Origin of the sequence: Methylocystis parvus OBBP (assembly GCF_027571405.1) — a bacterium.
Lineage (GTDB): Bacteria > Pseudomonadota > Alphaproteobacteria > Rhizobiales > Beijerinckiaceae > Methylocystis > Methylocystis parva.
Genome location: NZ_CP092968.1, coordinates 3,778,443 through 3,792,836, shown reverse-complemented (window position 1 = coordinate 3,792,836; position 14,394 = coordinate 3,778,443). Strand labels below are relative to the sequence as shown.

Here is a 14,394-nt window from a genome sequence, read left to right as displayed (position 1 = left end):
AGCGATGAAGAGCTTTCCTTTGTCGAAGGTCTATCAGCTACTCGAACCGGGGCCCGTGGTCCTGTTGACCACGGCGCATAAGGGGCGGGCCAACGTCATGGCGATGTCTTGGCATATGATGGTGGATTTCGAGCCTCCCTTGATCGCTTGCATCGTCAGCAACCGCGACCATAGCTTTGCGGCGCTGCGGACCACGAAAGAGTGCGTCATCGCGATACCGGCGGTTGAGTTGGCAGATATGGTTGTCGCGATCGGCAACTGCTCGGGACGCGATGTCGACAAGTTCTCAGCCTTCCACCTGACGCCGCAGAAGGCGGAGCATGTTTCCGCGCCGTTGGTGGCCGAATGTTTCGCCAACATCGAATGCCGGGTCGTCGACACTCGTTTCGTCAATCGTTACTGCCTCTTCATGCTCGAAGGGGTGAAAGCGTGGATCAATGCCAAGCAAAAAGACCCGAAGACGATCCATCATCAGGGTTTTGGCAGGTTCGTTGTGGACGGGGAAACGATCCAATTGAAGTCGAAGATGCCGTGATCGTTCCCAGGGATCGAATTCTGGAGCCCGACAAATGCCAAAAATCCTTATCGGCGCGGGGATCGTTCTCATTCTCGTTGGGCTTGTATGGCTGTTCGGCGAGCGGTTTGGGCTCGGCCGACTGCCGGGAGACATCTTGATCGAGCGAGGGAATTTCCGACTTTACATCCCCATCACGACTTCCTTGATCGTGAGCGTCGTCCTGAGCTTGGCCATTTGGCTCTTCAATCGCTGATGTAAAAACTCTCGGAAATGGCTCCTATGCTAGTTTAAGGCTTTCCATGGAGGAAAACCGGCGTGCTGGAAAATGTCCGCGCGCAAGGAGTGGGAGATCGTCGCTATGAGCACTTTGAGCAAACTCGCGCTCGGCATGATGGGACGCCTTCGCCCGAAGCCCGCCCGAGGAGAAGCTTCGGAGATCATCCCCTTGCCGGAGCCGCAAAAGGAAGGCGGCGTTCCTTTGATGGAGGCGCTCTCGAAGCGTCGGTCTGACCGTGAGTTTTCGAGTCAGGAATTGCCGCTGCCGCTGCTCTCGAATTTGCTGTGGGCGGCCTACGGCGTGAACCGGACAGACGGACACCGCACTGCCCCTTCGGCATTGAACGCCCAGGAGATCGACGTTTACGTCGCGCTGCCGTCCGGCGCCTATCTTTATGACGCCGCGGCAAATCAGCTACAGCTAATCGTCTCCGCCGATTTAAGGAGCATTACCGGTTACCAGGACTTCGTCGATGAGGCGCCGTTGGACTTGGTGTTTGTTGCCGACTACAGCCGAATGACGCTCGTGCCGGTCGCCTTTCGCGAAAGTTATGCGTCCGTCGCGGCCGGCGCCATCTCCCAAAATGTGTATTTATTCGCCGCGGGCAACGGCCTTGCTACGGTGATCCGAGCCTGGATCGACCGCGAGGCGATCGCCAATGCGCTCGGACTGAGCCACGACCACCAGGTGCTGCTGTCGCAAACTGTCGGTTATCCGAAAGGATGAGGCGTAACTCCTGCTCCAGATCAGATCGGCCAAGCGTCTCCAGTTTACGTCAGTGAGAAGGAATCGGAGCGAGCCTTAGACCAAGCGTCCCGCAATTGCGGATCGTCGGCGCCGGAAAGGAGTTCGCCGGGCTTGAGGAAGCCGTAAATCTGCTCGAAGGTCTGCACCTGGCCGGAGGCCGTGCGCTTGATGACGTGGCGGGGCGTGAGATCGGCTGGATGGTCGAGACCGGCGGCGGCGAGCAACTCGGCCAACGCCAAAATGGTCTCTCGATGAAACGACTCGACCCGGCTCGCTTTTTCCGAGACGACCAGGGCGCGCTGCCGGACGGGGTCCTGGGTTGCGACCCCCACCGGGCATTGGTCGGTGTGGCAGCGGAGCGACTGGATGCAGCCGAGAGAGAACATAAAGCCGCGCGCCGAATTGCACCAATCGGCGCCCAGCGCAATGACCCGCGCCATGTCGAAAGCAGTGATGACTTTGCCGCTCGCGCCGAGCTTGACATGTTGCCGCAAATTCAGGCCGACGAGCGCGTTGTGAACAAAGAGCAGCCCATCCCGCAGTGGCATTCCGACATGATCGATGAACTCAAGCGGCCCCGCCCCCGTCCCGCCTTCAGCGCCGTCGACGACGATAAAATCGGGAAAGAGACCCGTTTCCAGCATGGCCTTGCAGATGCCGAGGAACTCCCAAGGATGGCCGACGCAAAGCTTAAAGCCAACGGGCTTGCCGAGCGCGAGCTTGCGTAGCCGTTCGACGTATTCCAGCAGCCCGCGCGGGCTCGAAAATTCTGAATGGCGAGCCGGCGAAATGCAATCCCGCCCCACCGGCACGCCTCGGGCCAGAGCGATTTCCTGCGACACCTTGGCCGCCGGAAGCACGCCGCCGTGGCCGGGCTTCGCGCCCTGGCTGAGCTTGATCTCGATCATCTTGACCTGTGACTCGTTCGCCAGTTCGGCGAAACGCTCGGGGGAAAAGCGGCCGTCGGGCGTGCGACAGCCGAAGTAACCGCTGGCGATCTGTAAAATGATGTCGCCGCCATGTTGTCGATGGTGGCGGCTAAATCCGCCCTCGCCGGTGTCATGAGCGAAGCCCCCGCGCTGCGCCCCCAGATTCAGCGCTAGAATCGCATTGGCGCTCAGCGCGCCGAAGCTCATGGCGGATATGTTCATGACCGAAGTCGAATACGGCTGGAGACAGCCGGGGCCGCCGACGGTGGTCCGGAACGGCTCAGTCGCAACCGGCCTCGGCGCGATAGAATGGTTGATCCACTCGAACGATGCGGCGTTGACATCAAGCTCCGTTCCGAATGGGAATTTGTCGTTGGTTTTCTTGGCGCGCTCGAACGCCAACGTCCGCTCGCTCCGACTGAACGGCTGAGTATCAGTGTCGCTCTCGGCAAAATACTGGCGGATTTCCGGGCGAACAGCCTCAAGGAGAAAGCGGATATGCCCGACGATTGGATAATTGCGGAGTAGGCTGTGCCGCGTTTGTAGAAGATCATGCGTGCCGAGCGACACGAGGGCCGCCGCCAGCCCGAAAGGGAGCCAATAGATGGGATCGGAGAGAGAAAAAGGTAGCAGCACCATTGCCGCGATGAGCGCGACGGAATAGGCCATGTATCGTCCTATGAAGGGCAGCGACAGATAACGCATGGCGATGACGGTCTCCACTGACGGAAAGGGCGGGGCTCGGATTCTTCTATAATGCATCGCTGAGACGGCGAACAAATCACGCTAGTTGGCTCGTATCAGACGCTCGACTCCCTTCGTTCAGGTTTGGCAAATGCCGGACCCTTGAGAGAGCCCTACGTGTCGCTCTGACGGGGCTGGGGGTAAAATTCTCGCATTCGGAAATATCCGCATGAATGGGAACACGCGCGACAGGCTCCTCAAAGCGGCGCTTTTGGCGTTCGGCGCAATCTTCTTCTTAGAGCGGTTTCTTGTCTGACTGAATCGCGGGGGATTCCCGAATCGACGCGGGTCTGATTCAAGCTTGCTGCTGGCGAAGGGGGCTGGCAGGCATGTCGAAGAAGACCCTTTCGCTCGATCTTCGGGAGCGCGCGGTGGCGGCTGTTTCTGGCGGCATGTCGCGGCGGCAGGCGGCGGAGCGTTTCGGCGTCTCCGCGGCGAGCGCGATCCGATGGTGTCAAAGGCAGAGCGAGACCGGTAGTCCGGCCTCCTACAAGCGCGGCGGGGATCGCTGGTCGGCGCGCATCGACGCGCATAGCGGCCTGATCCTCTCGCTCGTCGAAGGGACCTGCGACATCACGCTGAAGGAGCTCCAGTCGCAGCTCGCCGCGCGCGGGCATCGCTTCAGCATCGGCGCGCTGTGGCGCTTCTTCGCCCGCCACAACATCACGTGGAAAAAAAGACCGCCCACGCGAGCGAACAGGACCGCCCGGACATCTTGAAGCGCCGGGAGGCTTGGTTCGAGAGCCAGCTCGATCTCGATCCGGAAAAGCTTGTCTTCATCGATGAGACCTGGGCGAGCACGAACATGGCCCGCAAGAACGGACGCGCCCCGAGAGGCAAAAGGTTGCGCGCCAGCGTTCCGCATGGGCACTGGAAAACCACGACCTTCGTCGCCGGGCTGCGGCTTTCCGGCCTGTCGGCGCCGATGGTTCTCGACGGCCCGATCAACGGCGTCTGGTTTCAGGCCTATGTCGATCAGGTTCTGGTCCCCACGCTCGCGCCGGGCGACATCGTGGTGATGGACAATCTCGGCAGCCACAAGGGCGCCGGCGTGCGCAAGGGGATCGAGGCCGCTGGCGCGACGCTGCTTTACCTGCCGCCCTACAGTCCCGATTTGAACCCGATCGAGAAGGCCTTCTCCAAGCTCAAAGCGCTCCTGCGCAAGGCCGCCGAGCGCAGCGTCGATGCTCTGTGGAACAGGATCGGCGCCTTGCTCTGCGAGTTCACGCCAACTGAAGGCGTCAACTCCTTCGCCGCCGCAGGCTATGAGCCGCTTTGAGAGGAAACCGCTCTAGTATACCCGCTCGGGCTGGTTTGGCCGTCGGGGTGTGGCACGGCGGAGAAGGCAAATATTATTTCCTAATGATTTGCGGGATTTATGCCGTGCTCGGCGCCTACCTGATCCTCGCGGCCCGGAATCCTTCAGAGAACCGGAGCCTTATCTCATTCGCCATCTGATCGAGCGTCGTGCACGCCGGGATCATGGCGGCCGAGGCGATCTTTGACGAACACGAGAGAGGCCACTTTGTCGGCGACGTGCCCGCCCTCCTGCTTGTAGCCTCCGTGCTATGGTTCCTGTCGCCGGCGAAGCGAGAGGAGCCGGGCCCGACGGAGGGACCACCATAATGGCCGACTATGGTTCTGCGCCCTTTCTGTAGTCAGCCGTGCAGGTCCCTTCACGAAATAATGCGTCGTCATGCCTGAGCAGTGAAACGTCGCACAGGGGTCGCACTCAGACTTATGCCTCGCTGGGAAGACCTAGTTTATGCGGCGTTTTCTCCACGGTCGCCGCCCGCGACGCTCAAGCGCCCTGGGTGAGCGACCGGCGCTAAATGTGATCCTTGGACAGATTTGATCAAGAGGGTGAGCGGATTCTCGCCGCCGGAAACTTCGACGCGTTCGCGGAACATACCGAGATGTTTGCCGACCAACTCCAAGGCGCGCAGCTTGTCGGCCAGACGAACCTTACGGATGACGCCGCCTTCATTACCACCTAGCTCGACGACATCGAAACTGGCCAGTGCCGCCGCCGTGTCGCCATCGAGTTCGGAGATTTGCTTGAACGAACCGTCGTTGTTCAACGCCTTCCTAATATCAAAGAAGGCGACTTTCACGAGTTCGCGCAACACTCGATCAGCGTCGACTTCGGTTCGAGCCGCTCGCTCTGCCATCGCCTTGTCGATCGCATCAACTACCTGAGCGTTTCTGAGCAGGCGAGCGGCGTTGACCTCCGCGGAATTGCCTCGCGCGGTATATCCGGCGCGACGATAGGCGGCTGCAGCGTTGAGGTCCACCAAGTAATGGCGGACGAACTCTTCCTGTTTGCGGGTGAGTGTCTTTCCAGCGGGCATGGTTCTGTCCTTTCCGATCTCAGCAATGGATATCCCGGCAGCGCCTTGCTCAACAGAGGTTTTCGTGTTCACGATTGTGGTTCTTGGTCGTCAACACTCGACTCCTCGACCATGGTAGCGTCGAAGACTGGCGCCGGCTCTGAGCCATCCACAATCACGGCATTTTCAACGCTCACGAACGGCAGGTCTTCCGCATCGGGGACCGTAGCGGGCGCCGCCTGCGGTCCGGCGAGGCGGTAGCAGGTTGTGGGCTTCCCGCCTGTCGCGCGCGGGATGCTTGCGGCCGCAATATCGCCGCCGGCGAGAAGGGTGGCGATCGCCTCGGCAAATTCGCCATTGGGGGTGCGCTGGGCCACCTTCCTCCTCAATTCGTTCCGCGGCATGTCGCCGTCCGCCAGCGCGGCGAGGATACGGGATGCGAGGGTTGCGCCCACAGCCTCGGGCGTCGCCTCCTGGCCCTCTGCCTCGAACATCACGAGGGGCCCGACCATGCGCTCGATTTCGGCGTGGGGGTCGTCGATGCGGCGTGCATCGTAGCAGGCGCGCTGAACCTCCTGGCCATTCCCGGCCCGTTGGAACCGGACGAAGCGAACCGCATCAAAGGGGCGAGCTCCATCACATTCCCCTATAGATAATTCATTATAGGAGATCGTGACGGAGCTCTGGTTTGTGATGCGGTTCGCTCCCCTTGCCCTCTGTAGCGCCATTCGCGCCGCCCCGGCGGTCCTCCAAAGCATCGGATAGGCCATCGCCGCGCTGGTCCCGTCCTCGAAGGCGACGCCGCCCTCGGCCAGCATCTGATCGGTGGGGCTCGGCCACAGAGAGTCGTCCGGAAGGAACTCATCCACCGGCACCGGCAGGATCGCGTCACCGAGCACGAGGATCTCGACGGGATCATCCGGTTGCCGGTTCACGCCCCTGCCTCGCCCTATAGCCTGCACGAGTTCGCCGATGCAAATGCGCTGCCGCATGCGCTCGGCTATGGGGTCCGGGTGAATATCCGTTTCCGCGAGGACGCGCACCAAGCTATTGCCCTCGCGCTTCAAGCGATAGGCGTCGCCACGGCCATACCACTCGCCGTTTGTGGTCTCAGGTGCAGCCCCGGTCATCGCACCGGCCATTCGCTCGACCTGCTGCGGCGCCGGCATGGGGCGGCCGAGGATCACGACAAGGCGCACGTCGCGCCATTCGTCGTGCCCGGCTATCGCGCCAAAATGTCCGACATTGACGTCTGGCGGGAACTGCATCGCCTGCACGACGGCCTTATTGCCGATCACCAGCAGTTTCCCCCCGAGCTCCCGCTCCCGCTTCAGGCTGATGGCGTGCACCCGACGTCTCGCCCGAGCGGCGGTCTCGGCTCTCGCCGCGTGCTTGTCGTCGCTCGGCGCGTCCGGATTAGCTGGCGAATTCAGCGCGGATTGAGCCCCATGTGACTTCGGCGGCTCGAGTGAGCTCTTTGCCCATGACTTTCCGGTCGCCTGTCGAACGACCTGATTGGCGGCGCTCACGTCGAACTGCCCCAAGTTCACGATATTGGGCCAGAATGGTCGCACCAGCTCTACATCGAGCACGGCGTCTATTAGAAGAGTCGGAACTCGCCAATCCTCATTGATCGAGGCGAGCCCGCTTACGCGCAGCACGCGCACGCCGTCCTCTTTGCGGCGGACGATGGCCAGGCGACCAGAGGCTTCAGGGCCTCCGCGGTTCATAAGGTCGGCGACGGCCTTCCAAATTAGCATCAGCGGATGCAGGGAAGCGTTCTCTATGCGCTCCCGCCAGTTTCCTTCGTTCTGCTTACGTCGCCACTCTTGGAGTTCTGCGAACGGTCCTGTTTCATTGTCGAATCCAACGGCATGGAGGGCCGCTCGTTTAAGCGGCCCGTCAGGAGAACGAGTAACCGCCCATGCCAGTCGTCCGCGTATATCGCGGAGGCGCTCGCCATCCATGGCAGGCGGGACCGGCTGGGAACACATCCAGGACAATTCGACCTCGATCCCGCTCCCCTCGACGCCGATCAGCCCGGCCTGCCAGGGGCTCTCGTCCACCACGATCGCCGCGACGCCGCGCCCCTCGATCGCAGGCGGGAAGGGATGAAACAGGATTTGATGCGAGACGACCCACAAATCCGCATCGGCATCAAATTGATCGCGATAGGCGCAAGCATACAGGTAAGCGCAGGGGTGTTCACCGCCCGGGCCTTTTCCCAGGCAGACTTCCTCGTTGATCTGGGCAAAGTGCTTTTGTGCGAGGCGAACGGATTCAATGTCTGCACACATTTTCTCGCCGTTTTCACCGCCCGGCAGATCGGCCTCTCGGCCGCGCCAGACCTCGGCTTCAAAGCTGAGGCCAGCCTGCTCCGTCATCTCCCTGAATCGAGCCGCGACTTCGTCGGAAAGCCTGTGCTCCGGCACCGCGATCACGATCGCGCGGTTGTCGCCTGCCGCTCGCAGTCTCACCAGCGTGCGCCGTGCATGGCGCAGGGCCGCCTCGGTTTTTCCTACCCCGACGGTGATCCCGAGCGCATGGACATGTGGCGGACCTACGTAATCTATTCTCACTCCGTCGCCATCATCAGCTTTATTGGCACTCGGTTCATCAGTCTCAGCCTCTCCCGCCTTCTGCGCTTCCACCAAATCAAAAAAGTTTCTGACTCGCTCGTCGACTTGTGCGCGTGCGTCGTCGATGGAGATAAACTGAGTCACATCATCCGAGTCGATCGCCACCATGTGGATGCGTTCGCGGACGGCGGCAAGTCCGCTTTCTTTGACGAGGTCATTGAAGTCGCGCTTATCGCCGCGCCTGATTTCGAAGGGCGTCGCCTCGCGGACGTCGATGCCTTTCGCGCGTAGCGCGCGGAGGGCGGACCTGACAGAATTCCCGCTGGGGGAAATGCGCTTGTCGTCGTCTTTGCACAAAATCACGCGGCGTCCGGCGGGCGCCATCCTTTCGGCACGGCGCAACCCCCCGAGCAGGATCAGCGTCTCGTAGCCCGTCGCGGCCCATATGGTCAGACCCGTCTCCGGGCCTTCGCAGATACAGACCGGCCCGTTGGCGGGGCCTGGCAGACGGACAGCGCCGTTTCCCACCGGGCCGATCGATGTCTTCGCGCCGCCCTTGTCGGGCCAGCGGGCGACGTCTTTCTTGCCGTCCGGCGTGACAGCGATCATTTGCGCGGCGACGACCTCGCCATCGTCCTTCGTGACGGCGCAAATGACGGCGCGCTCTCCTTCATGCCAGCGGAAAGCGTCGGGAAAAGCCGCGACGTCAATGCCGCGCGTCTCGCGCAGATACACTTCGCCAGGCGTTCCCTCAATCGGTCGTGCTTCGGCGAATTTTCTTTTCGCGATGGCGGCTCTTTTGGCGTCCTCGGCGGCCTGTCGGGCGGCTTCGCGCGCCTCTCGCTCTTGGCGCTCCCGGCGGAGCATGTCGGATTTGCGGGGCTCTGGGGCGTGACCTTCGCCCCACCCGAGCCAGTCGCACGCCCACTGGACGGCGCCGGCGAAATCCCTAACTGCATACTTGCGGATCAGGTGAAAAAGGTCGCCGCCTTCCTGTGCTTCATGATCATAGTAGAGCCCGCGTTTGCGGCCTGTCAGCGCAAGGGCAAACGAGCCCTTACGACCCCAACGCTTTGCCCGCCGGTTGCTCAGGCGGCGGTTCGGCTCCGCGCCCAACAAATAGGAGACAAGTTCGACGGCGCGATCATTCAACGCATCACGGATAAGCGGCAGGTCTCGACGCCGATCCTGCCGATCATTCTCGCTCTCGCACTCATGCGACGAAGTCTGTCGGTGGACGGGCCCGTCGTAGTCGTCAGTCGAGCGCTTGGCGGACATAGCCGGCTTCTCTCGAAGCGAGAAGCGGCGCTAAGCGGCGGAAGTCGAGCGGCGGGCGGAGCCGATCTTGGCGAGCGCCCATTTGTCCAGGGCCTCGCGCGTGTAGAGCACGATCCGGCCGGCCTTGTGATATTCCGGGCCGTCACCGGTCACGGCCGCCTTCGCCAGGGTGCGCGCGGCGCCGAAACCGTATTTCTCGGAGAGGTAGCTGCCGGCCTGCTTGCGGCGCAGGTAGCGCGGCGGCTCGCCGGCCACGGAATCGAGGGTCGATTTTCCAGAGACGGATGACGGCGGCGGAAGGGCCATGGGGAAACCTCCAAGACGATGGAGGCTCCCAATTATCCCCAGTAGCTCCCGAACTGAGGGATGTTAACTTGGAGTTTTCGGTGCGTTTGCAACCGCCGAGGTGCGCGCAAGCCTTTTATGCTGGCGATTTCTGATATATTTCATCACTCGGTTGAACCGCTCAGCTCTCCCCAAGATTTCGTAGTCTCCCCCCTCGCTTCTTGCTCTCTCGAGTTTCGCCTGCTCGCGCAGGGTGTGTCTGCCTTCCGAGCTTGCCTTGTAAGCTACCCATGCCGCGCTTGCCGCCGCCGCCATCGTCTCATCGGTCGCTTCTCCATCGCGGCCGATATGTAGTCTGCATTCCGCGGGGACTTGATCTTGTATGCCGTGCAAAAGGGACACAACAGGCGAAGCGCCTTCCAACGTGCCCCGCTTATTTACCGTGTAAGGTAGGCCGTATGATCGCAACGCCAAGATCAGGCGCACGACCATCTTATCCCATTCGACTGGCTTTTTCCTGTTTGGAGCCATGTCGTGGACTGTCATGTTCGCCAACAGGGCGTTCGATGCGGAGATGATCTTTTCCGGCGTTTCAAGGAAATTCGCCAAGCCACATTCATCATCGAGCAAGGCATCGCCGAACAGGTAACATTGAAGCAGGACGTCTCTGGCCGCCTTATGCGCAGGATTGCGCGGCGTCTTGGCTAATGCGGCGGTGGGAAAGGGCGCTCTTGTGATCTTCTCAAGATAGGCGATTGCGTCACTCGCGTAAGACTTGTTCCTGTCGCAGTGGAAAAACCACAGATAGTCGTCGACGATGTCCTTGATCTGGTCGCGCAAGGCTTGGGGAAGCTCATGGCCGTAACCGCGCTCGATCTCTATCCAGTCATTAGCCTTCGGCTCGAAGGTCGGCGCATGTTCCGGCTCGCTGTAGAACGTCGAGCGCGATTTGCGCGGTTTGCGCGATAATTTGACGTTGCCGCCCTCGCCGCCGAAGTTCGACGGACTTACCTTTTTCATTTGTTGCCGCCCGACTTCCTGAGCGGGACGACATCGCCGCCTTTGTTTCCCTCCATCGCCGCCGCGATCGTCGCCCCGATCGTGTCGACCGCGCGCCGCAGCGGGTCAGCGTCCAGATGGGCGTAGCGTGCGGTCGTCGCCGCCTGGGTGTGCCCGAGCAGCTTGCCGATGATTGGCAGTCCGAGCGATGCGCCGGCACCAAAGGAAGCAAAGCTGTGGCGAAGATCATGGATGCGAACACCCTTTAGACCGGCGGCTCGGCAAACAGCCGCCCACGGCTTCTTCAGGTCCGCGCGCGGCGCGCCTTCCTTCGCCCCGGCAATGATGTGCGGGTTGCCCTCGATCCGCGGCAGGCTCGCGAGCACTTCTTGGGCAGCGGCCGAGAGATAAATTGGCTTGCGGCCTGTCTTGCTGTCCGAGAGGAAGATGACGCCGCGTTCCATATCCACTTCGGACCATTTGGCGTCGAGGATTTCTCGCAGCCGCGCGCCGGTGAGGATCAAGAGCCGGATGGCGCCGACGGCGAAGGGGTCCAACATAACGCGCCTATTTTCGGGCTTGGCCGCATGCTTCGCATTCGGCTTCGCCTCGTCGACCTCATAGGGCAGACCAACGGTTTCACCGTCCGCGAGGGCCGTTCCGAGACGGGCCAATTCGTCGGAGGTCAGAAAGCGCTCACGACCCTGCTCTCTGTATTTCTGGAGGCCCTTCGTTGGGTTATGCCCCTCGGGAACAAGGCCCCGCGATGCACCCCAGGTAAACACCTTGCCCCAGACTGCAGCCGCCCGATTTGCTGCATAGGGCCGATCGGCCATGCGTGCATGGAGCGAAGCGACCTGCGCGCGCGATAGCGCCTCCGCCTTCACGCCGCCGTGAGCACGGCGAAGCTCGCCCAGCGCAATCCGATGGCTAACAGCGGTGCCAGGCTTCACCATGGTGGCGACGTATTGCTCATCGAAGAGAGCCAGAAGATCGCCGACCGTGAGGGATTTACGTCGCTCTGTCTTCTCGGTGGCCGGGTCAGCGCCTAGACGCACTTGCGCCAGCATTTCAGCCGCCGCGCGTCGCGCTTGGTCTGGAGTCAGCGCTCCCACCTTGCCGAGGGTAACGCGGCGCTTGGTCACGGCGCGCCCGCCACCATGGGGGCGATATTCCACTACCCAGCTTTTTGAGCCAGTCGACGTGACGCGCACGCCAAAGCCCGCGAGATCAGGGTCGTAATAGAAATCAGGGGCAGAACCCTGAGCCGGTTGGATTGCATCGACGTTACGCTTCGTGAGCTTGAGAGCCGGCATCTTCGCCTCGCCATGTAGCCACCATGTAGCCACGGAAAATCAATCTCAGGGTATGACCAGAAATCAGAATGAACCGTTATACACTGATCTGCAAGGGCTTTATGTATCATCGGAAAACCTAGGAAACCTGCGGGAACTATAAATCATAACAATGGCATTGAAGAGGTCGTCGGTTCGATTCCGTCTGGCTCCACCAATAAAAACAATAAGTTAGACGGCAAAAACCGCCACAAACAAGCCCCTTGATTAGCTCGTGTCGCCACGGCGCGAGATTTTCGCCTCCCGCTGCGGCGCTCACGCTGCAGGCTTTGGCCTCCATTGCCCGGCCGGCGCGCAAGCCATGCGCCGGTGAAGCGGTGAGCAGGCCGGACGCGCATCTGATCGCGACGGTGGCCGCCGGGCCGAGCAGCAAGAGCAGTCGCCCGCGCATAACCTCAATGCGATCCCTGTATGGGGCAACTCAGATCGCCTTCCTTGTCGCCGCAGGTCAAATAGGATTTGAAATCGCCGACGCGCTTTCGCGTCAGGCCTTCGAGGCACATTGCGTAGATCATCGGATAGGCCGTGCCGCCTGTCACGCCTGACGAAGAGAATGCGCATTCGGCGTCGCGAAACGCGACCCAGGCGCGTTGAGCGGAGACCAGCCGCTTCCCCGTGTCGGCGTCATCGCTCAGCCGGCGTTGCAATTGGCGGAAGGACGCGTTCAGTTCATTGTCGGCGGCATGAAAGGCTTTGGCCGCGCATTCGTTCATATCGGCCTGCGCCGTCGCTTTGTCCATGCACGCGTCGGCATGGGCGGGAGTGAGCAATAGTCCTGAAAAAATGACGGCAAAAACGAGACGAGGCATAGCGTCGCTCCTGGCGCGATTCGAACTCCGGCGGCGTGAACGGAGCCCCGAAATTCGCCTGCTTTGCGCCCGAGAATGTCGGCGGCTCGAAAAGCCTTGCCTCATGTTTTGTGGAATGGCAACGCTTCTCCGGAGTCGACAAACGGAAGGGGACCTTCTGACCCGCGCTCACGAAACTATCCAACTTTCCGTATTGGTTTGGCGTCTTCTTCTCGTGGGATCAACCAAGGCGGTCGCCGATCCGATGATGAGACTCACGAGGCCCAATTTGGCGCCCATCCCGCTCGCCATGGCCAAATCGTTGTAGAAAAAATTGGCGCTTATCGTCTCCATGCAACAGGCGATCAAATCGCTCGGCTCCATGGCGACCGTCTCTTGACACTCGCGATTCCGCCCCTCTACCATCGCGAAGATGATGAACTCCAGGGGACAGCGGCGACCTTCGGCGCGCGAAGCAGTCGCGTGCGCCTTGCTCTGCCTGTTCTTCCTCCAGGGATTGTTTCCCACGGCCGCTCGGCTCATAGCGGCCTCGCAAAATTTCCACGTAGAGTTCGGCGTCCATCTCGCCGACGGCTATTGCTCTCCGAGCCGCGACGACGGCGGGGACGTTCCTCCCGGCCACGCGCACGATCATTCTGATTGCTGCATTTTGTGCAAGCAGGCGGCGCATGACGCCTCACTATTGTTCGTCGGCGCGCTCCTGTCATTTCTCCCTCTTGTGGAACCGCAGCCGAGCAGCGCCGCGATTGCCGCCGCCGCGGACGAAATGGAGCGACAGCGGATCGGCTGGGGCAGCTCCTGGTCGCCACGCGCGCCGCCTGCATCTGTCTGACAAGTTAATATCGTCACCAGACGCATTTCCACCCGCTGGCGCCGTAGCCAACGCGCCTCGGCCTCCCCTATCTCCGCTCGACATTTCTGCGCGCCGCTTTCCCAGCCCGGGGAAGAGGCGAGGAAAAGTCATCGAGCAACAAATCATGGACATTTCGCATGTCCGACCAGGATCGAGATTCCCTTCGTGACGTGATCGCGCGCCATGCGCGAGACGTCCTGCGTTTTCTGACGCGGAGGGTGGGCGCGGACAACGCGCCCGACCTCGCTCAGGAAACCTTTCTCCGCGTTCTGCGTCACGCCGAACGCGGCGCCGTCGTCAATCCCGCCGCGCTGCTGCACGCCACGGCCGCCAATCTCGCCAGGGATTATGCGCGCCGCCGAAGAACGGAAAACAAATATGTCGTGGCCGGATTGACGGTCGACGAATTGCTGGGCCCCGCGCCCTCGCCCGCCGCCCGTCTCGAGGCCGAGGAATCCGTCTCGAGGTTTTTTGCCGCCCTGGACGCCTTGCCGCCCCGCTGCCGGGAGGTTTTCATCATGCGCAGGTTCGAGAACCTGCATCAGGAGGAGATTGCGCGCCGGCTCGGCATTTCGCGCAATATGGTCGAGAAGCACTTGCGCGCCGCATTCAAGGAGCTGAAACAGGCGCTAAAATGATCCTGCGAGGGAATCCTCTTTTCCCCGCGCGTCGCGTCTTATATGGGGCCGTCA

General features: G+C 61.5%; 12 protein-coding genes and 1 pseudogene. 6 read left to right on the top strand and 7 right to left on the bottom strand.

The window, feature by feature from the left end:
• Positions 1-4: 4 nt before the first annotated feature.
• The 3 genes from MMG94_RS18385 to MMG94_RS18375 all read left to right on the top strand — a co-directional run bounded on the left by MMG94_RS18385 (position 5) and on the right by MMG94_RS18375 (position 1,520).
• Positions 5-535, top strand: a complete 531-nt coding sequence (locus MMG94_RS18385; RefSeq protein ID WP_016918856.1) for a flavin reductase family protein — start codon at positions 5-7, stop codon at positions 533-535.
• A gap of 34 nt (positions 536-569) precedes the next feature.
• A complete protein-coding gene (locus MMG94_RS18380; protein ID WP_016918855.1) occupies positions 570-770 on the top strand; it encodes a DUF2905 domain-containing protein in 201 nt (66 codons plus the stop codon).
• 72 nt (positions 771-842) lie between these two features.
• Entirely contained in the window at positions 843-1,520 is a 678-nt protein-coding gene (locus MMG94_RS18375) for a SagB/ThcOx family dehydrogenase (RefSeq protein WP_016918854.1), read from the top strand.
• Between the two features lie 44 nt (positions 1,521-1,564).
• Here the strand turns inward: MMG94_RS18375 and MMG94_RS18370 are convergent, their stop codons facing one another.
• Positions 1,565-3,175, bottom strand: a complete 1,611-nt coding sequence (locus MMG94_RS18370; protein WP_026016084.1) for an FMN-binding glutamate synthase family protein — start codon at positions 3,173-3,175, stop codon at positions 1,565-1,567.
• 368 nt (positions 3,176-3,543) lie between these two features.
• Here MMG94_RS18370 and MMG94_RS18365 point away from each other — a divergent pair.
• Both MMG94_RS18365 and MMG94_RS22175 read left to right on the top strand, forming a co-directional pair.
• Positions 3,544-4,493 (top strand): IS630 family transposase gene (locus MMG94_RS18365; RefSeq protein ID WP_085985238.1). Its coding sequence is split into 2 segments (ribosomal slippage): positions 3,544-3,883 and positions 3,883-4,493, totalling 951 coding nucleotides; the frame shifts between segments, so codons are not numbered across the junction.
• Between the two features lie 83 nt (positions 4,494-4,576).
• Positions 4,577-4,840: pseudogene (locus MMG94_RS22175) on the top strand (DUF6632 domain-containing protein).
• A 137-nt stretch (positions 4,841-4,977) separates the two neighbouring features.
• Here the strand turns inward: MMG94_RS22175 and MMG94_RS18360 are convergent.
• The 6 genes from MMG94_RS18360 to MMG94_RS18335 all read right to left on the bottom strand — a co-directional run bounded on the left by MMG94_RS18360 (position 4,978) and on the right by MMG94_RS18335 (position 12,849).
• Positions 4,978-5,637 (bottom strand): terminase small subunit, encoded by a 660-nt coding sequence (locus MMG94_RS18360; RefSeq protein ID WP_016918849.1) that lies wholly within the window; start codon positions 5,635-5,637, stop codon positions 4,978-4,980.
• Positions 5,634-9,401: a DUF7146 domain-containing protein gene (locus tag MMG94_RS18355; protein ID WP_016918848.1), complete on the bottom strand. Its 3,768-nt coding sequence runs from the start codon at positions 9,399-9,401 to the stop codon at positions 5,634-5,636. The genes MMG94_RS18360 and MMG94_RS18355 overlap by 4 nt, the downstream gene beginning before the upstream one ends.
• Before the next feature lie 30 nt (positions 9,402-9,431).
• Positions 9,432-9,707 carry a hypothetical protein gene (locus MMG94_RS18350; RefSeq protein ID WP_016918847.1) on the bottom strand — a complete coding sequence of 92 codons (276 nt, stop codon included), beginning with the start codon at positions 9,705-9,707 and terminating at the stop codon, positions 9,432-9,434.
• Between the two features lie 63 nt (positions 9,708-9,770).
• A complete protein-coding gene (locus MMG94_RS18345; protein ID WP_016918846.1) occupies positions 9,771-10,706 on the bottom strand; it encodes a hypothetical protein in 936 nt (311 codons plus the stop codon).
• Entirely contained in the window at positions 10,703-12,001 is a 1,299-nt protein-coding gene (locus MMG94_RS18340; RefSeq protein ID WP_026016083.1) for a site-specific integrase, read from the bottom strand. Before MMG94_RS18340 ends, MMG94_RS18345 begins: the two co-directional genes overlap by 4 nt.
• A gap of 434 nt (positions 12,002-12,435) precedes the next feature.
• Entirely contained in the window at positions 12,436-12,849 is a 414-nt protein-coding gene (locus MMG94_RS18335; RefSeq protein WP_016918844.1) for a lysozyme inhibitor LprI family protein, read from the bottom strand.
• 990 nt (positions 12,850-13,839) lie between these two features.
• Between MMG94_RS18335 and MMG94_RS18330 the strand changes: the two genes are divergently transcribed.
• Positions 13,840-14,340 carry an RNA polymerase sigma factor gene (locus MMG94_RS18330; RefSeq protein ID WP_016918840.1) on the top strand — a complete coding sequence of 167 codons (501 nt, stop codon included), beginning with the start codon at positions 13,840-13,842 and terminating at the stop codon, positions 14,338-14,340.
• The last annotated feature ends 54 nt before the right edge of the window (positions 14,341-14,394 follow it).

Excerpts from the sequence above, each read along its gene's own strand:
- MMG94_RS18355 (WP_016918848.1), bottom strand. The coding sequence starts at position 9,401 with ATGTCCGCCAAGCGCTCGACTGACGACTACGACGGGCCCGTCCACCGA.
- MMG94_RS18350 (WP_016918847.1), bottom strand. The coding sequence starts at position 9,707 with ATGGCCCTTCCGCCGCCGTCATCCGTCTCTGGAAAATCGACCCTCGAT.
- MMG94_RS18370 (WP_026016084.1), bottom strand. The coding sequence starts at position 3,175 with ATGCGTTATCTGTCGCTGCCCTTCATAGGACGATACATGGCCTATTCC.
- MMG94_RS18345 (WP_016918846.1), bottom strand. The coding sequence starts at position 10,706 with ATGAAAAAGGTAAGTCCGTCGAACTTCGGCGGCGAGGGCGGCAACGTC.
- MMG94_RS18340 (WP_026016083.1), bottom strand. The coding sequence starts at position 12,001 with ATGCCGGCTCTCAAGCTCACGAAGCGTAACGTCGATGCAATCCAACCG.
- MMG94_RS18380 (WP_016918855.1), top strand. The coding sequence starts at position 570 with ATGCCAAAAATCCTTATCGGCGCGGGGATCGTTCTCATTCTCGTTGGG.
- MMG94_RS18330 (WP_016918840.1), top strand. The coding sequence starts at position 13,840 with ATGTCCGACCAGGATCGAGATTCCCTTCGTGACGTGATCGCGCGCCAT.
- MMG94_RS18335 (WP_016918844.1), bottom strand. The coding sequence starts at position 12,849 with ATGCCTCGTCTCGTTTTTGCCGTCATTTTTTCAGGACTATTGCTCACT.
- MMG94_RS18385 (WP_016918856.1), top strand. The coding sequence starts at position 5 with ATGAAGAGCTTTCCTTTGTCGAAGGTCTATCAGCTACTCGAACCGGGG.
- MMG94_RS18375 (WP_016918854.1), top strand. The coding sequence starts at position 843 with ATGTCCGCGCGCAAGGAGTGGGAGATCGTCGCTATGAGCACTTTGAGC.